This window comes from Streptomyces sp. NPDC045678 (assembly GCF_056432085.1).
Genome location: NZ_JBWKJS010000004.1, coordinates 634,925 through 657,613, shown reverse-complemented (window position 1 = coordinate 657,613; position 22,689 = coordinate 634,925). Strand labels below are relative to the sequence as shown.

The following is a 22,689-nucleotide window of genomic DNA, read 5'->3' as shown; positions in this document are numbered from 1 at the left end:
AGCCGCATCCCGCCACCCACATATCCGGTCGACGCTCCTGTTGCGGCTCCGACAGCCTCAACAGCCCCGCACCCGGCCCTCGACCCCACCTCACGCAAGAGACGTTGACAGGATTCATGACCGGGCGTTGACTGGCGACACGGCACAGGGCCATGCCACTCCGGACCATTCCGCGCAGCATTCCGCCTTACCCGCTTCGCCCGGACCCCGCGGATACCAGGAACCGTTCCGCGCGATCCGGAGGCCCGGCGATGCTCATATGGATTCTCCTCCTTCTGCTGATCCTGGTGATCTTCGGGTTCGGCTTCACCATGCAGATCCTCTGGTGGGTCGCGGCAATACTGCTGGCCCTCTGGGTCATCGGCTTCCTCATGCGAGGCCGCGGCGGCCGTCGCAGCAGCGGTAGCCGGCGCCGGTTCAGCCGCAGCAGCAGGTGAACTCTCGCCCAACCCACCCAGTGGACGAGCCAAGGACAGACATGAGTACTGGACGGACGTTCAGAAACAAGGCGCAGACCCTCAAGGGCCGGATCACCGAACGTCTCGGCCGGACCACCCGCAACAGGCGACTGCAGCGCGAGGGCAGGGCCGACCGGACCTCGGGAAACCTGAAGCAGTCCGGCAGCAAGATCAAGAATGCCTTCCGCCACTGACCACCAACGGCCCCGGGTGGCACTCACGGCGCGTGGATGCCACCCGGAGGCACCAACAGGACACACAACTCAAAAAAGGCTAGAAGAGGTTGAGAAAAGTGAAGCACAGCAGCGTACGAGGCCCGAGCCGCAGAGGGCAGCCGTGATCACCGCTGTGATCATCGCCGTGGTGGTCATCGCGGCGGGTGCCCTCCCCCTCAGGGGACGCACTCGGGCTCCCGGCGGCAGCAGGCGCAGCCTGCAGCAGCGATTCGGCCCCGAGTATCGGCAGTCCGTCGACCGCCACCACGGTGACCTCAAAGCGGCCGAGCGAGAACTCGGCGAGCGCGTCAAGCGTCACCTATCGCTCCTCGAGCTGACGCTGCCACCCGAGGTCCGCGCACACTACGCGGTCCAGTGGGCGGGTCTCCAGGAGCAGTTCGTCGAGTCACCGCACAAGGCTGTCATCGAAGCCGACGCGCTCCTCGCACGGCTGGCAGAGGACCGTGGCTACCCCGACGGCGACCAGTTCGAGGAGCAACTCGCCGCGCTCTCCGTCCACCACGCCCACTACGTCCACGGCTACCGCAGCCTGCACACGGCCGCCCGTGACCAGAGGGGCACCGAGGAGATGCGGGAGGCCATGATCGAAGCCCGCCCCCTCTTCGAGGCGTTGGCCACCGATCAGTCGGCGGGCTCGCACCGGCGCCGTCCGCAATTCCCCGACGCTCGCGGCCACACTCCGGGAACACAGAGTCGACACCACGCGAAGGGAAACGGCACACGATGACGTACGACCAGGAACGCGCACAACAGCCCCGGGCCGATAGGCCGAACCTCGCCGAGCAACATGCCTTGCAGCCGCACCGCTCCGATTCGGCTCGCACACCCGATCAGCCGGTCACCAGCGCCACCGACCCCGACCACACCCCCAGCCTCGTGTTTCTCCCCCAAAGCGATCGGGACAAGCTCACCGTCCGGCTCCAGCAGGCCCTCAACACCTTCGTGGAGAGCCCACGACAAGCGCTGGAGGAGGCCGACGACGTCTTCGACGAAGCCGTCACCCAGCTGACCGCGACCCTCGCCGAGCGGCACCGTGTCCTCCGTGCAGGCTGGCGGGGCCAGGACACCGAAGCCCAGACGGAGGAACTGCGGCTCGCGCTGAGGCAGTACAAGGAGACCACTGAGTTGCTGCTGCGCGTGTAGCGCCCGCCGGTCGGCAAAGCTGCCACCCCTCGGGGAGCACAGCCGCCGGGGGTCCACCGGCGTGCTTCCCCGGCACCCCGGAGCGCGGCGTGTTTCCCGCGAGGTGGGACGGCCAACGGGGAGAGTCGCCGGATCCAGTGGGCGATCAGCAGCCGCGGCGCCAATTGGCTGAAGAAGGCGACGGATATGCCGGCCGCCCGGGGCGCGGACTCGTCGATGGCCTCCACCAGGAGAGCGTGCAGCGTACGGGTGGCGAAGTCGAGCGAATCGACCTGCGACGCGGCCAGGCACAGCACCGATCGGTCGACCGCATCGAAGCCGTCCCACACCTGCGACAGCGGCGCTTCGCGCAGCAGCAGTTGGGCGGCCTGTCGGGCCGGCCGCACCGCGCGGACAGGGCCGAGGCCGGATGGCGGGGCCTTCGTCAGGACGAAGTCACGCATCTCGTCGAGGTGCTGGAGCGTGGCGTCGGCCACTGCCGCTCGGTACCAGGCGGGCAGCGTCCGCACCTCTTCCAGCGCGAGCTCGTCCCGGGTGAGCGCCGGGCCGTCCAGTATCCGGTGGGTCAATTTGATGCTCAAGTCGACCTGGTGCGCGCTGTAGCCGGACCGGCGGACGTGACCGACGAGATGGGGAAGACTCAGGTACGGAAAGAGAGTTGCCTCGGCGACCGGCGGAAAGAGCGGCAAGAGATCCATGCCATCCGTCCTGAGGAGCTCACAAGGCGTACTCGGCCTTGTGAGCTCCTCACTCTTCATGGAGCTGGAGCGATTCGACTGCTACGGCCGATCGGCCCGCCGCGATGTCAGAAGAAGGGTCCGCGTTCCTCGCGATGTGGTTGTAGGCCGTAAACGAGCCGATGACCTGGAGTTCGTCCATCTCACGTACCGGACTTCAATTTCCGGCCTCGAATCCGCCCGCCATGCACGCGGTCAGCGTGGTGCCGTCGGCCGGGTCGATGAGGATGAACGAGCCGGTGCGGCGCGAGTCCGTGTACGAGTCGAGGGGCAGCGGCTCGGCGGTGCGCAGGCGCACCCGGCCGATGTCGTTGGCGACGAGGCGGCCCGGGTGCGGATGCAGGGACAGGTCGTCGAGCGTGAGCCGGGACGGGATGTCCTTGACGATCGCCTTGACCGTGCGCGTGCCGTGTTTGAGCAGCACCCGGTGTCCGACGGTCAGCGGGGCGTCGGCCACGTGGCAGACGGTCGCCGTCACGTCCTGCGTGAGGGACGGCGCGGCCGCGATCGGCACGATCAGGTCTCCGCGCGAGACGTCGACGTCGTCCTGGAGCAGGACCGTCACCGACTGCGTCGTCCACGCCGCGTCGACCGGCTCGCCCAGCAGGTCGATGCCGGAGATCTTCGTGGTCCGGCCGGACGGCAGGACGGTGACCTCCTCGCCGACACGGAACGTACCGGCGACGACCCTGCCCGCGTAGCCGCGGTAGTCCGGGTGGTCGGCGGTCTGCGGCCGGATCACGTACTGCACGGGCAGCCGGGCGGAACCGGGCGCCGCGTCCTGGCCGACGGACACGGTCTCCAGGTGTTCCAGGACGGTCGGGCCGCCGTACCAGTCCATGTTCGAGGACGGCTCCACCACGTTGTCCCCAGCCAGCGCCGAGATCGGGATCGCGGTGACCTCGGGGACGCCGAGCCCGGTCGCGTACGCCGTGAACTCCTCGGCGATCGCGGCGAAGACGGACTCCTGGTAGCCGACGAGGTCCATCTTGTTGACCGCCAGGACGACGTGCGGGACGCGCAGCAGCGCGGCCACCGCTGCGTGCCTGCGGGTCTGCTCGATGACGCCGTTGCGGGCGTCGACGAGGACGACGGCGAGGTCGGCCGTGGAGGCGCCGGTGACCATGTTGCGGGTGTACTGCACGTGGCCGGGGGTGTCGGCGAGGATGAAGCGGCGCCGGGGGGTGGCGAAGTAGCGGTAGGCGACGTCGATGGTGATGCCCTGCTCGCGCTCGGCGCGCAGGCCGTCGGTGAGGAGGGCGAGGTCGGGGGCTCCGGCGCCGCGGCTGGCGGAGGCGCGCTCGACGGCCTCCAGCTGGTCGGTGAGGACCGACTTGGAGTCGTGGAGGAGGCGGCCCACCAGGGTGGACTTGCCGTCGTCGACGGAACCGGCGGTGGCGAACCGCAGCAGGGTGGTGGCCGACAACTGCTCGGTGGAGAGCGGCTTCACCGGCTCGGTGGTGCTGTTGCTCATGGTTAGAAGTACCCCTCGCGCTTGCGGTCTTCCATCGCGGCCTCGGACATCTTGTCGTCGGCGCGGGTCGCGCCGCGCTCGGTCAGCCGGGACGCGGCGATCTCCGTGATGACGGCGTCCAGCGTGGTGGCGTCGGAGTCCACCGCGCCGGTGCACGACATGTCGCCGACCGTGCGGTAGCGCACGAGCCGCCGCTCGACCGTCTCGCCCTCCCTCGGCCCGCCCCACTCACCCGCCGTCAGCCACATCCCCGAGCGGCGGAACACCTCACGCTCATGGGCGAAGTAGATGCCGGGAAGCTCGATGTCCTCACGGGCGATGTACTGCCACACATCCAGCTCGGTCCAGTTCGACAGCGGGAACACACGCACGTGCTCACCCGGCGCGTGCCGACCGTTGTAGAGCTGCCACAACTCGGGGCGCTGACGGCGCGGGTCCCACTGCGAGAACTCATCCCGCAGCGAGAACACCCGCTCCTTCGCACGGGCCTTCTCCTCGTCACGGCGGCCCCCGCCGAAGACCGCGTCGAACCGCTCACTCTGGATCTTCTCCGTCAGCGGCAGCGTCTGGAGCGGGTTACGGGTGCCGTCAGGACGCTCCTTCAGCACACCCCGGTCGATGTACTCCTGCACCGAGGCGACATGCAGACGCAACCCGTGCTCAGCCACCACACGGTCGCGGTACTCCAGCACCTCGGGAAAGTTGTGTCCCGTGTCCACGTGCAGCAGCGCGAACGGTACCGGCGCCGGAGTGAACGCCTTCAGCGCCAGATGCAGCATCAGGATGGAGTCCTTGCCGCCGGAGAACAGGATCACCGGGTTCTCGAACTCCCCCGCCACCTCGCGCAGGATGTGCACCGCCTCCGACTCCAGCACGTCCAGGTGCGAGAGGTGGGGCGCGCCGCCGGTCGGCAACCCCGCGGTCGTTGACGCAACCGTGGTCATATCAGCCCCCGTTCGCTGAGCATGAGGTGGACGCCGTCCGCCGAGACCGAGACCGGCTCGCGGTGCGTGTGCAGGCGCAGATCGGGGCGCTCGGGTGCCTCGTACGGGTCGTCCACCCCGGTCAGGCCCCGCATCGCACCGGCGGCCTGCTTGGCGTACAGACCCTTCACATCCCGCATTGAGCACACCTCCACGGGCGCCGCGACATGGATCTCCAGATACGGGATGCGCGCGAGGTCGTGGCGGAGCCGGACACTCTCGCGGTTGGCCCGGTAGGGCGCGATGACCGGTACCAGCACGATGACGCCGTTGCGGGCGAGCACCTCGGCGACCATGCCGATCCGCCGTACGTGCGTGTCGCGGTCCTCGCGGGAGAAGCCGAGCCCCGCCGAGAGGTTCGAGCGGACCTCGTCCCCGTCGAGGACCTCCACCCGGTGCCCCTCCGCCCGCAGCCGGGTGGCCAGTTCCCGGGCGACGCTGCTCTTCCCCGCGCTGGGCAGTCCGGTGAGCCAGACCGTGCAGCCGGTGCGGTGGCGTACCCGGGCCGACGGAGGGGAGGCGACGACGACCGGCGACTCCTCCGGAGCGGAGGGGAGGCTGTCGGACCGCACGGCCGCCGGGCCGACGTCGGTTCGTACGTCCGACGGGCCGCCGTCGGTTCGCGCGGCGCAGAAGATCGACCGTGCGATACCCGCGGCCTGCTGCCGGATCTCCGGGACGGCCGTGGTCTCCCACAGTTCGCCGCGCCGGTGCGCGCCGAGCGTCCACAGCGAGCGGTACCCGTCGCGGGACCGCAGCTGTCCCCCGGGGGTGCCGGCGAGCCCGATGCCCAGAGGGCCGGGGACGGCAAGGCCGGACGACAGCAGGCAGGACAGCAGGGGGTCGTCGGAATCGGCCGGGCGGAGACCCGGCCCGGAACAGTCCACCACCCAGCCGACCCGTACGGGTGCCGAGCCCGCCGGTGTGACGGTCAGCGCGTCCGGATCGATCCGGGTTCCGGCGGCGTCGCCCACGTGCAGGCGCAGCCGCCGGGCAGTCCTGAGCCGGGCGACCGCCTCCGCCGTCTCCGGGGCCATCCGGTGCCGGAGCACGTTCCACCGGGGCCGGTCGGTGCGCAGGAACTCCGCTCGCTGCTCCTCCCCCAGCGCGCTCCACAGGCCGGGGGTGAGCGGCCGCAGGCCGTCGACGGCCGGACGCCAGTCGCCGTGTGCGTGCGTCACCTGCCGGATGTGCCGCAGGACCGCCGCACGCAGCGGGCGCAGCGGCAGGCCCTCCAGGGGTTCGGCCGGTGTCACGGGCGGCAGCGGCGCGACGGCGTGGGCGTGGGGCAGCAGGCCGTGGCGGGACAGAACGTTGATGGTGCGGCCGGTGCGGGCGGTGCGGCTGGTGCGACCGGGACTGCCAGGGCCGCCAGGACCGCCAGGGCTGCCCGGGTTGCCCGGGCGGGCGAGCGTCAAGGCGACGTCCACGGCGGTGAGGCCGCTGCCGACGAGCAGGACGTCCGCGTCGTCCGCGAGCGGACCCGCCAGCGCGTCGGGAGCCCAGGGGTCGCTCACGAACCGCTTGGACGCGCGGAGTTCGGGCGACGCCCACGGGGAGCGGCCGGCCAACGGGCCGGTCGCGAGCACCACGCTGTCGGCGGTGAGGCGGGTGCCGTCAGCGAGGGTCAGCCGGGCGCGGTCGCCGTGCCAGGCGCAGGCCGTCGCGCGGGTGTGCAGCCGCCGGTACGTCACCAGGCCGCCCGCCCGTGCGACGGAGGCGGCCGACGTGGCGGCGAGGTAGTCGCCGTAGTGGCGCCGGGGGACGAAGGAGCGGGCGGTCGCGGTGGCGTCGCGGTGCAGGACGAGCCAGTCGACGAAGTGGTCGGGTCGGTCCGGGAAGCAACTCATGCCTCCGGCGGGCACATTGAGGAGGTGCCGCGGGTCGTCGGTGGCGAAGGCCACGCCCGCGCCGGTCCGCGGGTTCGGGTCGACCAGCGTGATCCGCACCGCCCGGCGGCGCCGGACCGCCTCGTCGGCGGCGTGGATGACGACCATGGCTCCGGCCGCTCCTGCGCCCACCACCACGAGTCTGTGCGGGACATGTGCGCGTGTGCTGGAGAGCATCTGCACCTCCGCGAGGGATTGTCCACCAATTCGATAGGTTATATGTCAGGGGGTGGACCCAGCGCTCCCTACGGACCGTCAAATGTCGGGAAGTAGCGGCCAGTTGACCGAAAGCGGCCTGGCGCGGCCCCGACCGACCCACGGAGGCTGGTGCGTATGCGGATCACGGCCCGGACGGACTACGCGATACGGGCGATGGCCGAACTCGCGCGCAGTCCGCAGTCACCGCAGAAGGCCGAGCAGCTGTCCGAGTCCCAGGGCATACCGGTGCGATTCCTGCTGTCGATCCTGCGTGAGCTGCGTCAGCACCGTCTCGTGCACAGCAGTCGCGGCCCCGACGGGGGGTACCGGCTCGCCAGGCCGCCGGAGGAGATATCCATCGCCGACATCATCCGGGCCATCGACGGTTCGTTGGCGAACTTCCGCGATCTCAAGCTCAGCGACCTCAGCTACCCGGGCGCTGCGGCCGCGCTGCCGGACGTGTGGCGTGCGGTGCGGGTGAGCCTTCGCCAGGTCCTGGAACGGGTGACGCTCGCCGACCTGGCGGTCGGCGAGCTGCCACCCTCGGTCCAGCAGCAGGCACAGGAGTACCGGGAGGACGTCAGGTACCCGCCCTCCTAGCCCACCGCCCGGGCCGGGCTCAGGCCACCGCCCGCCCAGGCGTCACGCCGCCTCGTCCTCGCGGCGTGCCCCCGCTACCGTCTCCCGGCGTCCCCCGCGGTGCTGGCCGGACGCTCCGGACTGCCGGGTGCGTCCGGCGTGCCCGGGGATCAGGCGCAGGTGACGTCGGTGGCGGCCGGAGGGTGGTGGAGTCTCTGCGTCCAAACGGCTCTCGATCCGGTCCATACCGATCAGCAGCAGCCCCATGACCGGCAACAACAAGAGAGCAACAACTAACATCTGCGGCAACCTCCCCGCGGCGTCCCCTCCCGGTTGCCCTTCTCCGGCGCCTTCACCGGTCCCGGGATGTGAAGGTCCCGCAACGCTGCCCGGGCGGCCCCACCCGGCAGGGGTGACGGCGGGGGAACCACGTTTCATCCGCGCCGACGCGAGCATGCGGCTACCACGCGTTACAGAGAGCACTGAGCCGATGCCGCTTGCGGCGGAGAGGAACCGCGCGATGACCGACAGAGTCCCGGCCCCGGGGAACCCGAACAGCCACATCGCCGTCGCCCGCATCCTGGACTGTGCGGTGGAGGGCAGCGACGGACCGATCGGCAAGGTGGACCCGGTCTCGGAGGAAGTGGCACCCGACCACATCGTCGTCGACACCGGCGGGACGCTCCTGAGCAAGAAGGTCCTGCTGCCCCTCTGGGTCGTCTCGCACGTCGACGAGTCGACCCGTACTCTCCACGTGCCCCACACGAAGGACCACGTCAGGGACGCCCCGCCATTCGACAGGGACCTGCGGGTCACCGATCCCGGCTACCGGGCGCGCATCGACGCGCACTACGCCGGACATCCCGGAAGCTGACTCCCCGCCGAACCGGGACGGCCGAAAGAAACCTATAGTTTCCGGGTGTATTCGCGAATAGACCACAGCATGGAGCGCGCCGCGTGGCGTCGGCCACGGGTGCTCCTGTGGGCCGGGGCGGGGGTGATGGCCCTCGGGATGCTCATCGCCCTGGAGGTCGCCGCACGTCACTACGGCGGCGTGCCGGGCCCCCTCACCAACCAGGCGCGCGAAGTGCTGTTCCCGCCCAAACCGGGGCCGCTCTACGGCGGCCTCGCCCTGATGATGGTGGTGCTCACCTGGCGGCAGAGATTCATCGCCGCCGGTGCCGCGATCGGCATCGACGCCGTCTTCGTGCTGGTGCGGTGGGCGGTCGACGCCGACGTGCCGGAGGGGCAGTTCTTCGGCAACGGCGCCCTCTGGGCCATGCTGGGCTGCGCGGTCTTCGCGATCACCCGCCGTACCGGCGAGCAGCGCGTCCTGCTCCTGAAGGGCGTCGGTCTGGGCCTGCTCCTCGTGGCCGGCCGCAAGACCGGTGACACCTGGCTGCTCGTCACGGCCAAGACCCGCCCGACCGTCCTCGACCCGTACGTGGCGGTCGCCGACCACGCCCTGGGCAATCCGTCGTGGCTGGCGGGCCGGCTCCTCGACGCGAGCGGCCCGGTCGTCAGGCACGTGACGGACCTCGTCTACGCACAGCTCGCGGTCGCCGCGGTCGTCGTCGCCCTGTACCAGCTGCGCAACGTGTCCACCGAGGGCCGCTTCCCGCGCCACCACCTGGTGCGCACGTTCTTGCTGATCGGCGTCGTCGGGCCCGCCTTCTACATGATCTTCCCGGTGGTCGGGCCGATCTTCGCGTACGGCCCCGGCACCTCCGGCACCGGCGGTCTCCAGTGGGCGGTGGCCGACCTGTGGCCGCACACTCCGTTGCGGATCTCCGTCCCGCACCCGGTGCCGTACGACGGGATCACCCCCCGCAACTGCATGCCCAGCCTGCACACCGCGTGGGCCACCGCGATCTTCATCCACTCTCGCAAGGGACCGCGCCTGCTCCGGTACGCGGGCACCTTCTGGCTCGTCGCGACCCTCACGGCCACCCTGGGCTTCGGCTACCACTACGGCGTGGATCTCCTCGCGGGCGTGGTGTTCTCGCTCACGGTCGAGGCGGGTCTGCGCACGTACGACCGCGGCTGGGACCGGTCCGGGATCCGGCTGGTCGCCCACGGCACCGCCGTGTTCGCCGCGCTCCTCGCCTCGTACCGCTTCCTGCCGGTGGAGATGGCCGAACACCCGTGGGTGGCCGGCCCCCTCGTCGTCCTCGCGATGCTGTCGGTGATCTACGTCTATGTGCGGACCACCCGGGTGTGGGACGCGCAGCCCGAGCCGGTGCGGCTGCCCCGGCAGGCGGGGCCCGTGCCGGACTCCCGGACGCAGCCGCCCGCGCCCGAGCTCGTGTGAGTCACGCGGCGGGCGGCCTGTCGTGCCGCAGGTCGGCGAAGAGCCGGGGCGCCTTCTTCGGGTCCCACTTCAGGACGTTGCCCTTCGACGTGGGGATGCCGATGCCGGACACGGGCACGTTGAGCCGTCTGCCGTGGCCGCCCGAGACGCTCTGCACCGCGCGGAACATCCGGCTCAGATCGCGCAGGCTCATGTCCTCGTCGACGATGAGCGTGTCGAGTCCGGCCTGCGCGGCCGGGCCGATCTCCGTGGGGTCGAAGAGCGTGTCGGGGCGGGCGGCCTGGTGGGCGAGGGTCGACAGGAGCTTCTGCTGGTTCTTCGACCGGCCCAGGTCGCCCTCCCGCTCCTGGTGGCGCTGGCGCACGTAGGCGAGCGCCTGCCTGCCGTTCAGGGTGTGGCAGCCCTTGCGCAGGTCGGCGCCCGACTTCTCGTCCTTGATGTCGCGGTCCAGGCACATCCGTACGCCGCCGATGGCATCGACGATGTTCACGAACCCGGCGAAGCCGATCTCCGCGTAGTGGTCGATGCGCAGGCCGGTGTTGCGCTCGACGGTGTGCGCGAGGAGCTCGGGGCCGCCGTAGGAGAAGGCGGCGTTCAGCTTGTCCCCCTCCGGCCGCTTCGTCTTGCCCGTCGTCGTGTCGAGGCGGCCGGGCAGGGTGACCCAGGAGTCGCGCGGCAGGCTGACCATCGTCGCGCCGTTGGCCCCGGTGTGCAGCAGCATCATCGAGTCGGTGCGCCGCCCGCCGCCCCCGCCCGCGTGCAGCTCCTTCACGTCGTCCGCGGAGAGCCCGTCGCGGCTGTCCGAGCCCACGACGAGGTAGTTCGTGCCCGCGCCGGGCGGCGGACGGTCGCCGTACGCGCCGAGGTCGACGTCGCGCCGGAGCCGGGTCTCGGCCCAGCCGTACGTGCCGCCCGCCGCGACGACCGCGGCGGCCAGCAGGACGAGCAGGGTCCGCCGCAGCCTCCGGCGCTTCTTCGGCCTGCGGGCGTGGGCGCGCCGGGGCCCGTAGCGGGAACTGGGGCGCTCGGCGAACCGCTCCCGCGTGACCGTGGGGTCCGTCTCCGTCATGTCCGGCTCCCTCGCAGAGTCATGTCCGGCTCCCTTGCAGACTCGGCCGCTCCTCCTCGGGCGGCGACGGGGGCGGCGCCTCGACCAGATAGGGGTCGGCCGTGCCCGCCCGTTTCATGCTGTGCCACTTCAGGCGGGTGCCGAGCAGCGCCGTGATCACGGAGTGGATGACGACCAGGTACATCAGCTGCCGGTAGACGAGCTGCTGCAGCGGCAGGGCCCACAGCACCCGCAGCCGTTCGCGGTCGAGCCGCAGCGCGTACGCCGCGGTGACCAGCTGCACGGAGAGGAACCCGAACCAGACGAGTGCGGCCTCCACGGGGTCGCGGAACACCGCGCCGAACAGGGCGAACAGGTCGACGACCGGCGCGCACAGCGGCAGCACGATCTGGAACAGCGTGACGTAGAGCGCCACGCGGCGGCCGAAGCGTCCGGCAGGACCGAGCTCCGTCAGCGCGCCGCGGTGCTTCCACATCGACTGGAGGGTGCCGTAGCACCAGCGGTAGCGCTGGCGCCACAGCTGCCGGATGGTGGTCGGCACCTCGGTCCAGGCGACCGCCGACTCCGCGTACACGACGCGCCAGCCGGCCCGCCAGAGCGCCATCGTGAGGTCGGTGTCCTCGGCGAGCGTCTCGTCGCTGACACCGCCGACGCCCATCAGCGCGTCCCTGCGGAAGGCGCCGATCGCCCCCGGCACGGTCGGCATGCACTCCAGGACCTCGAACATCCGCCGGTCGAGGTTGAAGCCGAGGACGTACTCCAGGTGCTGCCACTTGCCGAGGAGTCGGCGCCGGTTGCCGACCTTGGTGTTGCCGCTGACCGCGCCGACCGCCGGGTGGGCGAGCGGCTGGACGAGGCGGGCCAGCGCCTCGGGCTCGAAGATGGTGTCCGCGTCGACCATGACGACGATGTCGTGCCGTGCGTACGCCAGGCCGGTGTTGAGGGCGCTGGGCTTGCCGCCGTTGGGCTGCCGGATCACCGTCACCCGCGGGTCGTCGATGTCCTCGGCGATGTCGGCGGTGGCGTCGGTCGAGCCGTCGTCGACGACGATGATCTGGAAGTGCGGGTAGGTCGAGGCGAGCAGCGAGTACACGGTGGAGGCGATGCCTGCCTCCTCGTTGTACGCGGGCACCAGGACCGTCACCGGGTCCCGCACCTCGCGCAGCCGGGGCGCTCCCGGCCTGTACCGGTGCAGCCTGCGCACGTGGAGCCGGGCGAACACCGCGAACAGGAGCATGCGCAGGACGCCGAGCACACCGGTGAGGGTGAGCGCCCACACCATCACGGTGAGGAAGGCGTGCCCGAGCTGCTGCGTCCACACCAGGCCCTCGCCCTTGACCTCCTGCGCGACCGGGACCTCGTCGTTGAACGAGGTCCTGCCGAGGCCGCCGCTGATGGTGGTGAACCGCTTCACGCGGTGGTCCCGCAGCAGGTCCTGGGCCTCGTGGTAGCCGAGGTCGGTCTGGCTGTGCTGGGTCACCACGCCCCGCCACGGCTTGCGGTCCTTGTGGTCCGACGCGACCACCAGGTAGCCCTGGCCCGCCGCCCGCTTCGCGGCGGGCCACTGGGGGCCGCAGAGCGTGTCCGCGGCCGTGGTGTGCGGCAGCCGCAGCAGGGTGGTGTTGATGCCTGCCGTGCCCGCGAGCGCGGTCTGGGTGAGGGACAGTTCGAGGCGTGCGCGCAGCGGCGACGCGACGCCGAGGTCACCGCCGCTGTACGTGTACGAGCCGATCTCGTGGCCCTCGTACAGGATCCGCCGCATCAGCTCCGGGTGTTCGGCGGCGTCCTTCCCGTACACGAAGAAGGTGGCGCGCGCGTGGTGTCTGCGCAGCAGATCGAGCAGGCGCGGCGTCCACACGGGGTCGGGGCCGCCGTCGAAGGTGATCGCGGCGGTTCCCGGGGGCATGGCCGCGGTGGTGACTCCGTTCGGGCCGAACCGCAGCAGCGGCTTCCCGTCGTCGGCGTCGCGCGGGATCGGGCGGGTGCAGGGCGGTTTGACGCGCGCGGCGTCGACCTGGTGGGTCGTCCAGCCCTCGAAGAGGAGGGCGACGGCGACCACCAGGAGGACGAGCAGGAGCACGAGCCAGTGTCCGCGTGGGGGGCGGCGGACAGCGGCGCGCCGGCTCACTGCTCCGCGCCTCCGGCCGGCGGCCTGCCGGATCTGCCGGTGGGCGGGCGGTGGCGGTCGCCGCCGTCGCTGTCGCTGTCGCGCGCGCTCGTACGCGTGGTCGTGCCCGCGTCCGTGGCCGTGTCCCCGGTCGTGTTCGTGCTGGTTCCGTCCGTGCTGGTTCCGTTCGTACTCGGCGGGTGCGTGCCGACGGGGTTGCGGAGGCCGCCGGCCAGCGCGCCGACGAACAGCAGATAGCCGAGGCAGGCGCAGCCGACGAGCAGCGCCATGCCTTGCAGCGTGCGCCTGCGCAAGCCCGACTCGTCGATGAAGACGCGGAGTTGTGGCTCGGCGGCGGCTGTGGGGCAGGGGTCGGTGGACGGCCATCGCCCGTCGTGCGGTGTGCCGGCTATGTGGGGGGTGCCTTGCACTGGTGCTCCTGATCTGCGGCCGCGCGAGCGCGACTCTTTGTATGTGGGGGTCCCCGACCCTACTCGGGCACCCACGGCCCGGGGCAACAGGCCGATCGGGAAGGCCAGTCGGGGCGAAAAGGCGCAGATCGGCCCAGACGGGCCGGTGCAGATCAGGTCAGACGGAACCTGAGGCGACAGATCGCCGCGTTCGTGTTTCTGCGCACAGCGCGGGCGACGACCGCGCCGCGCCGGTTCTGCAGGATCCGCTGCCAGAGGCGGGCCGGCTCGGTCTCGGGGATCAGGACCGTGACCCGGGCGCCGGGGTGGGTCTCGTGGACCTTCCTGACGTACGCCGCGACGGGACCGCCGACGGTGCGGTGCGCGGAGGGGAGTTCGACGAGGTCGACGCCGGGGTTCCAGAGCTCCCAGTCGCGGCGCAGCGCGGCCGCGCTCTCGCGGTCCGCGGGCTCGTCGTACGTCACGGTCACCGCGCGCACCTCGTCGCCGAGCGAGACCGCCGTGTTCAGCGCCTCGCAGGTCAGCTTCGAGAGACCGACGACCGGGACGATGACCAACGAGCGTGCGCGGCAGGGGGGTTCGGGCACGCGGCCGATGCCGAGCCGTTCACCGATCCGCGTGTAGGCGCGGTGGACCGTCTCGAAGGCGAGCACGAGCAGCGGCAGCGCGATCACGATCAGCCAGGCACCGTCGTGGAACTTGGTGGCGGTCACGACGACCGCGCCGACGCCGGTGAGCAGCGCGCCCGCGCCGTTGAGCAACGCTTTGCCGCGCCAGTTCGTGCCGCGTTCGCGCCGCCAGTGCAGCACCATGCCGGTCTGCGCGACGGTGAAGCCGATGAAGACGCCGATCGCGAAGAGCGGCACGAGGGTGTTGGTGTCGCCGCCGGAGAACAGCAGCAGCGCGGCCGAGACGGCGGCGAGCGCGAGCACACCGTGCCGGTGCACCTGCCGGTCGGCCTTCAGCGCGAAGACGTGCGGGACGAAGTTGTCGCGGGCGAGCAGTTCGAGCAGGACGGGCAGGCCGCCGAAGGAGGTGTTGGCGGAGAGCGCGAGCAGCACCGCCGTGGCGAACTGGACGACGTAGAAAGCCCAGTTGTGGCCGAGGGAGGCGTCCGCGAGCTGGGCGAGGACGGTGACGCCGTCGGCGGGCCGCAGCTCGAAGCGGGAGATGAGCACGGCGAGGCCGATCAGCATCGTGCCGAGCAGCCCGCCGAGGACGACCTCCGCGTGCTGGGCGCGCCTCGCCCTCGGCTCGCGGAACGACGGCACGGCGTTCGCGATGGCCTCGACGCCGGTCAGTGCCGAGCAGCCGGACGCGAAGGCCTTGAGCAGGAGCAGGGCGCCGACCGTCGTGGCGTTGTCGGCGACGACGGAGGCATGGCCGTCGGCGGCGGCGGTCGAGACCGGCCCGCTCCGGAAGAGACCGACGGCGATCAGGGTGAGGATCGCGACGACGAAGACGGCGGTGGGGGCGATGAACACCTTCGCGGACTCGACGATGCCGCGCAGGTTCACCGCGGTGATCAGGGCGAGCACCGCGAGGCAGATCACCAGCCGGTCGCCGTACAGCTCCGGAATGGCGGAGGTCAGCGCGGCGACACCGGCGGTGACGGCCACGGCGACGTTCAGTACGTAGTCGAGGACGAGGGAGGCCGCGGCGACCAGGCTCGTGCGGCGTCCCAGGTGCCGCTTGGCCACGGCGTAGGAGCCGCCGCCGTCCGGGAACGCGGCGATCACCTGCCGGTACGAGGCGACGAGTACGGCGAGCAGGACCGCGATGGCGAGGGTGACGGGGAGGGTGAAGCCGAGGCCGTGGCCGCCCGCCGCGGCGAGCACGAGGACGATCGCCTCGGGCCCGTACGCCACGGACGCCATCGCGTCGAGGGAGAGCGCGGCGAGCCCCGTCAGGGCGGTGAGCCGGTGCTTCTCGCCGGGGTCCGGGGCCGCCTGCGCGCTCTCGGCGACGGCGGACCTTGCAGTCAGGAGGGACATGCGCCCAGGTTCCGTCCCCCGGCGACACGCGCAGGCCGTCCCTTACGGACCCTTCATGCCGCGGCGGCGATTCCTGACGGGGTTCTGACGATCAGGGGCACTGGAAGTAGCAGTGGGTGGTCGTGCCCAGGGCCGGGTCGGTGTGGACGCGGACGAGGTCGGTGAGCACGTGCACCATGAGGAGGCCCCGGCCCCCGTACTGGTCCATGGCCGGGGGACGGCGGCCCGCGAGCGGGTCGGTGAGGACGCCCGCGTCACGGACCTCGCAGACGACGTGGCCGTCCTCGGCCCAGACCCGCAGCGCGCCCGTGCCCCCGCCGTGCACCACGCTGTTGGTCGTCAGCTCGGAGACGACCAGGGCGAAGTCCTGCAGCCGGGCCTCGGGCATGCCGAGCTCGGTCGCGCGGAGGATGGCGAGATGCCGTACGTCGGACAGTGACTGTCTCGCGTACGCCGCCTGCGGGACGTCGTCGGGGGCCGTCAGGGGCTGGTTGTAGCGGGAGACCACCGCTTCGGGCGCGTACGCGGCGCTGGGGTCCGTCCGGCCTGCGCGGATGACCGTGGGGTGGGTGGCGTGGGCGTCGGCCAGGACCGTTTCTGCCAGGCCCGCCTCGTCGTAGGGGCAGAGAATCGTTGCTTCACGGCCCTGGAACGCCAGGTTGATCAGTGCCTCGTGCTGTGCGCAGGCCGGGTACTCCGTCGGGGTGCGCCCGGCCCAGATGGGTTCGCCGATGATGCGCGCCCGCCGGTCGGGGTGGGCGTCGGCGAAGGCCCGCAGCACGCGCGGGATGATCCGGCCCGGGTTGCGTCCGGCCTGCTCCATGTCGAGCAGCCGCACCTGGCCGGCCCGCTCCCCCAGCGCGTCCCTGATGAGCGCCAGATTGGCCTCGGGGACCGCCACGGCCACCGCCTCGCCCGCGTCGAGCCCTTCACGGACGAACGGCACGGTGCCCGCCACGTACTCCTCCGGGCCCCGGTAGAACAGCGCCGGGTGGACGAAGGACTCGGTCTGGGTCGGGGCACTCATGGGCGGCGGACACCTCGCTTGCCGGCGGCTCGGGCCGGAGCGGCTCCGGCGGGCGGGTGGCCCATTATCCCCCACGTGGCTCGAACCGGCGGTGAGTTGAAGTGGAACGAGGGCGCCCGTGGCCCGTGCTACAGCCGCGGGCGGCCGCGGGCGCTTGCCGTGCGGAGGGAACCGGGCGTGCATAACCTGGCCGAAACCGAGCACAGGGGGCGCGGAAGGGAGTCGGGGTGAGCGAGAAGAGCGGGACCGGCGGGAGCGGCATGAGCGGGAACGGCAAGAGCGGCGGGAGCGGGAGAGGGAAGGGCGGGAAGGACGCTCTGCGGACCTACCGCGACAAGCGGCACTTCGGCAGGACCGCCGAGCCCAGCGGCGAGGGCGCGGCCCGGGACGCGGACGGGCGGCCCGCCGACGACGAGCCCTCGTTCGTGGTGCAGATCCACGACGCGAGCACGATGCACTTCGACTTCCGTCTGGAGGTCGACGGCGTGCTCAAGTCGTGGTCGGTCCCCAAGGGCCCCTCCACCGACCCGCGGGACAAGCGGCTCGCCATCCCCACCGAGGACCACCCCCTCGACTACCGGGACTACGAGGGCGTGATCCCCGAGGGCGAGTACGGCGGCGGGACCGTCATGGTCTGGGACCGCGGCACGTACCGGCCCACGAGCCACGACAAGCAGCACCGCCCGGTGCCGTTCGCGCAGGCCCTGGAGAAGGGGCACGCCACGTTCGACCTGCACGGCGAGAAGCTGCGCGGACAGTACGCGCTGACCCGCTTCCACGGCCGCGAGGAGCAGGACGCCTCGTCCGGGGGCGGCGCGAAGCCGACCTGGCTGCTCGTGCGGACCGGGCACCACTCGGGCGGCGGCACCCCGGATCCCCGGCGCGCCCGCTCGGCCCGCACCGGCCGCACGCTGCGCCAGATCGCCGAGCAGGGCTGACCGCCGTGGAGCGGAGCGCGCTGGAGACGCTGCCGCCGGACCTGTCGAGCCGTACCCGCGAGGCGTCGCCGGGCGTCGAGTTGGCGGCGTCGCCGATGCTGGCGACGCTCAGCGACCGGCGTGACTTCCCGGGGGGCTGGGTCTTCGAGAGGAAACTGGACGGCATCCGCGTCCTCGCCGTCCGCGAGAACGGGCGGGTGACGCTCCGGTCCCGGTCCGGGCGGCGGCTCGACGCCACGTACCCGGAGATCGTGGAGGCGCTCGCCGCGCAGGAGTGCGCGGACTTCACCGTCGACGGCGAGATCGTCGCCTACGCGCACGGCCGCACCGACTTCGCGCGGCTCCAGCAGCGCATGGGCCTCACCCGGCCCGCCGACGTCGCGGCCAGCAAGGTCGCCGTGACCTACTACGTCTTCGACCTGCTGCGCCTGGACGGCACGGACGTGCGGCGGCTGCCGCTGCGCACCCGCAAGTCCCTGCTGCGCCGCTCGGTCACGTTCGCCGCGCCGCTGCGCTTCAGCGCCCACCGCAACGCGGGCGGCCCCGAACTCCTCGCCGAAGCCTGCGAGCGCGGCTGGGAGGGGCTGATCGCCAAGCGGGCCGACAGCACCTATCAGGGGCGCCGCTCGGACGACTGGCTCAAGCTGAAGTGCTCCCGGGGGCAGGAGTTCGTGGTGGGCGGCTTCACCGAGCCCGCGGGCAGCCGGGTCGGCATCGGCGCGCTGCTGCTCGGCTACCACGAGGACGGGCGGCTGCGGTACGCGGGCAAGGTCGGCACCGGTTTCGACCGCAGGACCCTGCTCGCCCTGCGCGGCGAACTCGACGATCTCCGGGTGGACACGTCGCCGTTCGAGGGGCGGGTCGCGGAACGTGCGGCGCGGTGGACGCGGCCGCGGCTCGTGGCGCAGATCGCCTTCTCGGAGTGGACGCGCGACGGCATGCTCCGCCACCCCCGCTACCAGGGGCTCCGCGACGACAGGGACCCCGCCGACGTCGTCAGGGAGCGTACGGAGCCTTGAGCAGCGGTCCCGGCTCGGCCTTGCGCCACGCGTCGGCCGCGTGGTCGTACACGGCGAGGCCCCGCGCCTCGAAGGCGCGCAGCCAGCCCTCCATCGGCCAGCTGCCCCAACGGCGTTTGTAGATCGCTCCGTTGCGCAGGATGTCGTCGATGTGCTGAACGGGGGGCTGACGCGTCGGGTGGTGCTGGTGGTAGGCGGGGGCGCCGCCCACCCACCACAGGTCGACTCCCCGGTGGGCCGCGGTGGCGGCGAAGTCGGTGTCCTCGCCGCCGTATCCGGTGTAGGCCTCGTGGAAGCCGCCGACGTGTTTCCAGGTGCGGGTGGTCAGGGCGAACGAAAGGGACCAGAACAGGTGCGGGTCTCCCCCGCGCAGCACCTGGCCGTGGTCGGGGGCGGGCCGTGCGGGGTGGGGCCGGGCCAGGGTGTGGAGCTCGTCGAGCCGGTAGCCGCCGCGCGGCGGGGGCGGCAGATAGGCGACGGTTCCGCACAGCAGTGCCCAGTCGTGGGCGGCGTTGACGTAGCTGTCCAGGAGCGTCGGCCCCGGCACGCAGTCCACGTCGAGGAAGACCAGCAGGTCCGCGCCGAGCGCCACGGCCCGCGCCGCCCCTTCGTTGCGTGCGGCGGCGAGCGGCAGCCGTCCGTCGGCCAGCGGCAGCGTGACCACCTCCGCGGCGGGCTCCCTGCCGGTGGCGAGCGGGCCGATGTCCGGGTCGTCCATGGAGACGACGACGTAGTGGTCGGGGACGCGTTCGCCGCGGGCGAGGCCGTCCTGCTGGAGCAGCAGGTGCCGGTGGCGGCCCGCCGCGAGAGTGATCACCGCGGTACGCATGCGACCCCCTTGGCCGGCCGGGCTGCCAGGTCGCCGAGGAGCCGCGCGGCGCGCCCCGCACCGTCGCCGCAGGACCACTGGTCCCACCGGACCGGCAGGGCGGCCGCCTCGGTGAGCAGCGCGGGCCACTCCTCGGCGTCGGGCCACCTCTCCCGCACGGTCGCGAGACCGGCAGAGCGCAGCGCCCGGGCGGTGGCGTGCTGTTCCCCGTGGGGCCGCTCCTCGGGAATGACCACGGTGGGCACGCGGGCGGCGGCACACTCGGCGACGGCGTTCTGCCCGCCGTGCGTGACCACGACCCGGGCCCGGCAGAGCACGGGCCAGGGGTCTTCGAGCCAGGCCGACGGGGAGGCGCCGTCGGGGACGGGTCCGCCGGCGGCCGGACCGCCTCCCGCGGGGTTCTCGGGAGCCCGGCCCCCCAGTACCGTCCACGTCCAGTCCGGGGCCGCCCGTTGCGCCTCGCGGAGGTGGGTGGCGGTGAGGTGGGTGCCGCCCGCGCCGAGCATGACCACCACCTCCTTGGCGTCCGGGGCGGCGTCGGGGGCCGGCCGAGGCCGTCCGTCGTAGCGGGAGATGCTGCCCGTGTGGACCGTCTTGGCGTGCCAGTGGGCGGGCCAGCCCGGTTCCGGCACGGTGTGCGGCCAGGGGGCGAGGAGTGCGTCGGCGAGGTCGTAGCCGAGGCGGTGGGCGGGATCCTTGCGGTCGCCTCGCATGGCCATGACCACGACGGGGATTCCCATGAGCCGGGCCAGCGCCGCCGCCTCCACGGACACGTCGCTCACGAACAGGGACGGCCTCTCCCGGCGGATCCACTGCGCGATGATCCCCATGCGTTCGCGGTGCCCCGGGTGGTGCAGCGGCACCCAGTGCAGGCGTCCTCCCGCCGTGGGGTCGAGCGGGTCGTCGGCGGTGTCCGTCGGCAGGGAGACCCACGGGCCGGCCCAGGCGGCGGGCCGGGGAAGGGAGGAGAGGAGGGTGACGTGGTCCGTCGTCCGGGACGCGATGCACAGGGCGCGGTGCAGGTGTCCGCGCCCCTGGTGGTGGACGTAGTAGCCGATCACCTCGCCACCTCCTCGTACAGGCGCGTGTACGCGTCGGCGGTGCGGCCCAGCGAACAGAACCGCTCCGCGCGGCGCCGCGCCTGCCCGCGGTCGAGTTCCATGACGCGCGGGATGAGTCCGGCGAGCGCCTCCACGTCGCCGGACGGCGCGAGCAGTCCGCAGGCCGGGGTGAGGATCTCCGCGAGGGCGCCGCGGTCGAAGCCGCAGACGGGCGTGCCGCAAGCCAGCGCCTCGGCCACGACCAGGCCGTACGGTTCGTCCCAGCTGGGGGTGACCAGCGCGGCGGCCGAGTGGCCGAGGAGTTCGGCGAGCCCCTGCCGGTCGAGGTGGCCGACGTACTGCGCACCGTCGCCGAGCAGCGGCGCGACCTCCTCCTCGTAGTACCGCTCGTCGGAGATCGGCCCCGCGAGCTTCAGCGGCACGCCGGCCGCGCGGGCGGCCCTGATCGCCAGGTGGGGGCCCTTCTCGGGGACGAGGCGGCCCGACCAGACCAGGTCGCTGCCGCCGGGCCCCGGCCGCCAGAAGTCGGTGTCGATCCCGTTGCGCACGACGCGCGCCGCGGGGACGACGGGGTGCCAGGCCGACGCCGTGTACCGGCTGACGGCGGTGAACACCACCGGGCACACGTCGTGGCTCTGGATGGCCGATTCCAGCCAGGGGGTCGGGGGCGTGTGGAGCGTGGTGATGACCGGGACCCGCAGGGCCGAGGCCATCGCGACGGGCAGGTAGTGGAGGCTGTTGTTGTGCACGACGTCGAACCGGCGCTCGCCGTCGCGCGCCAGGTCGAGCATCAGGCTCAGATACGCGTGGTGCTCCTCTATCCACACGGTGCTCGGCATGGAGGCGTCCGAGCGGGCCGCCGCGCTCAGCACGACGTGCCGCACGGGGAGTTCGCACGCGCCGAGCGCCGGATCGGAGCCCGGCGCCGCGAACAGGTCGACCTCGTGGCCGCGCCGGGTCAGCGCATGGGCGAGGCCCCACGTGTGCGCTTCGAGGCCGCCCGCGAACGGCTCGGTGATGGGGTGGCGCGCGGACGCGATGAGCGCCACCCGCACGCCGCTCATCGGAGCACCTCCCTGTAGAGGGCGCGGTGGGCCGCCGCGATGGCGGCGCGCTCCCGCGTCCTGTGCCGCGCCGCGGCCCGCGGCGCCGGTCTCTGCTCGTGGGCCGCGAGCACCGCCTTGTGCAGGGACTCCTCGTCCAGGCCGTCTTCCTGGGTGTGCCCGTAGGTGTGGCAGGGGCGCTGTTGCGCGTAGAAGCCGCAGTCCGGCGCGGCGACGGCGGTTCCCAGGTCGTGGCACGCCTCCAGCCATCCGGAGTGCGTGCCGAACCGGTAGGGCAGCACGGAGAGGTCGAGCGAGGTGAGGTAGTCCCAGAGCTGTTCGTCGTCGAAGTAGTCGTGCACGACGAGCGTGAGGCGGCCCCGTTCGTCGAGGTCGCGGAGCTCGCGCAGGAGCTGCGGGGCGTGGGCCGGGGAGGCCGGGTCCGTCACCTCGCGGTGGATGTTGACCTGGAGCTCCGCGTCGGGGAGCCCCGCGACGGTGTCCGCGAGGACGCGCACGACAGGCTGCACGTCCATGTTCGGCCGCAGGCTCTTGGCGTGTACGCCGACACGGAACCGGTCGCGGTGCGGTCTGGCCCGGTCCAGGAGCGGCAGGTCCACCACGTGGGGGTGGGGCAGGACGGTCGCCGCGCGGCCCCAGCGCCGGTTGATGGTGCCGGCCGCGCCGTGGGTGAGGGTGATGAGCCGGTCGGCGGCCGGAATGACGACGTTCAGGGCCGCGTCGTGGGCGGAGGGTCCTGGCTGGTGGGGGTTGCGCAGGTCGTGCACAGTGTAGACCAGTGGTTTCCCGTGGGCGCGCAGGGCGTCCACGAGGGCCGTCAGCCGGTCGGGGCTCTGCGCGTCGAACCCGAAGTGCAGGTGGAAGACGTCGAAGTCCCGGTGGTGCGCCTCGACCCACTCCGGTTGCAGCATCACCGGCGGCCACCAGCGCTCGGAGGTGCTGGGGGCGCCGTTGGGCCGGGGGTCGGCCAGGCGCCGGACGCCGTCCGGTTCCGGCGGGGAGCAGTGTCGTACGTACACGTGGCCCGCCGGCACCGATGCAACCCGGATCTCACGGGCGGGCGTGGGGGGCGGCTGCGTTCCTTCGAGCACGGCGACTCCTCAGTGCGGGGGCTTGGCACCTCCGTCCAGTCTGTAGAGAAC

21 protein-coding genes and 1 pseudogene are annotated in these 22,689 nt (G+C 72.3%); 9 read left to right on the top strand and 13 right to left on the bottom strand.

Annotation, left to right across the window (positions count from 1 at the left end; translation table 11 throughout):
• The first annotated feature begins 251 nt into the window (after positions 1–251).
• The 4 genes from AC07DO_RS17355 to AC07DO_RS17340 all read left to right on the top strand — a co-directional run bounded on the left by AC07DO_RS17355 (position 252) and on the right by AC07DO_RS17340 (position 1,837).
• Entirely contained in the window at positions 252–437 is a 186-nt protein-coding gene (locus AC07DO_RS17355; protein WP_479060480.1) for a hydrophobic protein, read from the top strand.
• Positions 438–478: 41 nt separating this feature from the next.
• Entirely contained in the window at positions 479–652 is a 174-nt protein-coding gene (locus AC07DO_RS17350; RefSeq protein ID WP_479060479.1) for a CsbD family protein, read from the top strand.
• Between the two features lie 142 nt (positions 653–794).
• Positions 795–1,421: a hypothetical protein gene (locus AC07DO_RS17345; protein ID WP_479060478.1), complete on the top strand. Its 627-nt coding sequence runs from the start codon at positions 795–797 to the stop codon at positions 1,419–1,421.
• Positions 1,418–1,837, top strand: a complete 420-nt coding sequence (locus AC07DO_RS17340) for a hypothetical protein (RefSeq protein ID WP_479060477.1) — start codon at positions 1,418–1,420, stop codon at positions 1,835–1,837. The genes AC07DO_RS17345 and AC07DO_RS17340 overlap by 4 nt, the downstream gene beginning before the upstream one ends.
• Before the next feature lie 894 nt (positions 1,838–2,731).
• On the opposite strand, the gene AC07DO_RS17335 is transcribed toward AC07DO_RS17340, so the two are convergent.
• The 4 genes and pseudogenes from AC07DO_RS17335 to AC07DO_RS17320 all read right to left on the bottom strand — a co-directional run.
• Positions 2,732–4,048: a sulfate adenylyltransferase subunit 1 gene (locus tag AC07DO_RS17335; protein WP_479060476.1), complete on the bottom strand. Its 1,317-nt coding sequence runs from the start codon at positions 4,046–4,048 to the stop codon at positions 2,732–2,734.
• A 2-nt stretch (positions 4,049–4,050) separates the two neighbouring features.
• Positions 4,051–4,992, bottom strand: a complete 942-nt coding sequence (gene cysD, locus AC07DO_RS17330; protein ID WP_479060475.1) for a sulfate adenylyltransferase subunit CysD — start codon at positions 4,990–4,992, stop codon at positions 4,051–4,053.
• Entirely contained in the window at positions 4,989–5,492 is a 504-nt protein-coding gene (gene cysC, locus AC07DO_RS17325; protein ID WP_479060728.1) for an adenylyl-sulfate kinase, read from the bottom strand. Before cysC ends, cysD begins: the two co-directional genes overlap by 4 nt.
• 954 nt (positions 5,493–6,446) lie before the next feature.
• Positions 6,447–7,097, bottom strand: a pseudogene (locus AC07DO_RS17320) (FAD/NAD(P)-binding protein); the annotation flags it as partial.
• Between the two features lie 156 nt (positions 7,098–7,253).
• Between AC07DO_RS17320 and AC07DO_RS17315 the strand changes: the two are divergent.
• From AC07DO_RS17315 to AC07DO_RS17305, 3 genes are all read left to right on the top strand, one after another.
• On the top strand, positions 7,254–7,718 hold the full coding sequence (locus tag AC07DO_RS17315; RefSeq protein ID WP_479060474.1) for an RrF2 family transcriptional regulator: 465 nt from the start codon (positions 7,254–7,256) through the stop codon (positions 7,716–7,718).
• Positions 7,719–8,217: 499 nt separating this feature from the next.
• Positions 8,218–8,571 carry a PRC-barrel domain containing protein gene (locus tag AC07DO_RS17310; protein ID WP_479060473.1) on the top strand — a complete coding sequence of 118 codons (354 nt, stop codon included), beginning with the start codon at positions 8,218–8,220 and terminating at the stop codon, positions 8,569–8,571.
• Positions 8,572–8,640: 69 nt separating this feature from the next.
• Positions 8,641–10,008, top strand: a complete 1,368-nt coding sequence (locus AC07DO_RS17305; protein WP_479060726.1) for a phosphatase PAP2 family protein — start codon at positions 8,641–8,643, stop codon at positions 10,006–10,008.
• A gap of 1 nt (position 10,009) precedes the next feature.
• Here the strand turns inward: AC07DO_RS17305 and AC07DO_RS17300 are convergent, their stop codons facing one another.
• From AC07DO_RS17300 to AC07DO_RS17280, 5 genes are all read right to left on the bottom strand, one after another.
• The gene (locus AC07DO_RS17300; RefSeq protein WP_479060472.1) at positions 10,010–11,077 is read right to left on the bottom strand and encodes an LCP family protein; all 1,068 of its coding nucleotides are present in this window, start codon (positions 11,075–11,077) and stop codon (positions 10,010–10,012) included.
• Between the two features lie 19 nt (positions 11,078–11,096).
• Positions 11,097–13,205, bottom strand: a complete 2,109-nt coding sequence (locus tag AC07DO_RS17295; RefSeq protein WP_479060471.1) for a bifunctional polysaccharide deacetylase/glycosyltransferase family 2 protein — start codon at positions 13,203–13,205, stop codon at positions 11,097–11,099.
• Positions 13,202–13,615 carry a hypothetical protein gene (locus AC07DO_RS17290; RefSeq protein ID WP_479060470.1) on the bottom strand — a complete coding sequence of 138 codons (414 nt, stop codon included), beginning with the start codon at positions 13,613–13,615 and terminating at the stop codon, positions 13,202–13,204. The genes AC07DO_RS17295 and AC07DO_RS17290 overlap by 4 nt, the downstream gene beginning before the upstream one ends.
• A gap of 152 nt (positions 13,616–13,767) precedes the next feature.
• Entirely contained in the window at positions 13,768–15,609 is a 1,842-nt protein-coding gene (locus AC07DO_RS17285) for an APC family permease (protein ID WP_479060469.1), read from the bottom strand.
• 91 nt (positions 15,610–15,700) lie between these two features.
• On the bottom strand, positions 15,701–16,636 hold the full coding sequence (locus tag AC07DO_RS17280; RefSeq protein ID WP_479060468.1) for an anti-sigma factor RsbA family regulatory protein: 936 nt from the start codon (positions 16,634–16,636) through the stop codon (positions 15,701–15,703).
• 260 nt (positions 16,637–16,896) lie between these two features.
• On the opposite strand from AC07DO_RS17280, the gene AC07DO_RS17275 reads away from it, so the two are divergent.
• Together AC07DO_RS17275 and ligD are read left to right on the top strand one after the other, a co-directional pair.
• The gene (locus tag AC07DO_RS17275; protein ID WP_479060725.1) at positions 16,897–17,574 is read left to right on the top strand and encodes a DNA polymerase ligase N-terminal domain-containing protein; all 678 of its coding nucleotides are present in this window, start codon (positions 16,897–16,899) and stop codon (positions 17,572–17,574) included.
• Positions 17,575–17,579: 5 nt separating this feature from the next.
• Positions 17,580–18,593 carry a non-homologous end-joining DNA ligase gene (gene ligD / locus AC07DO_RS17270; protein ID WP_479060467.1) on the top strand — a complete coding sequence of 338 codons (1,014 nt, stop codon included), beginning with the start codon at positions 17,580–17,582 and terminating at the stop codon, positions 18,591–18,593.
• Here the strand turns inward: ligD and AC07DO_RS17265 are convergent.
• From AC07DO_RS17265 to AC07DO_RS17250, 4 genes are read right to left on the bottom strand one after another with little or no spacing between them, the layout of a single operon-like run.
• Positions 18,571–19,422: a glycosyltransferase family 2 protein gene (locus tag AC07DO_RS17265; RefSeq protein ID WP_479060465.1), complete on the bottom strand. Its 852-nt coding sequence runs from the start codon at positions 19,420–19,422 to the stop codon at positions 18,571–18,573. The genes ligD and AC07DO_RS17265 overlap by 23 nt on opposite strands.
• Positions 19,407–20,483, bottom strand: coding sequence for a glycosyltransferase (locus AC07DO_RS17260; protein ID WP_479060464.1), 1,077 nt, complete (start codon positions 20,481–20,483; stop codon positions 19,407–19,409). Before AC07DO_RS17260 ends, AC07DO_RS17265 begins: the two co-directional genes overlap by 16 nt.
• Positions 20,480–21,547: a glycosyltransferase family 4 protein gene (locus tag AC07DO_RS17255; RefSeq protein WP_479060462.1), complete on the bottom strand. Its 1,068-nt coding sequence runs from the start codon at positions 21,545–21,547 to the stop codon at positions 20,480–20,482. The genes AC07DO_RS17260 and AC07DO_RS17255 overlap by 4 nt, the downstream gene beginning before the upstream one ends.
• Positions 21,544–22,638 (bottom strand): glycosyltransferase, encoded by a 1,095-nt coding sequence (locus tag AC07DO_RS17250; RefSeq protein WP_479060461.1) that lies wholly within the window; start codon positions 22,636–22,638, stop codon positions 21,544–21,546. Before AC07DO_RS17250 ends, AC07DO_RS17255 begins: the two co-directional genes overlap by 4 nt.
• Positions 22,639–22,689: the final 51 nt, after the last annotated feature.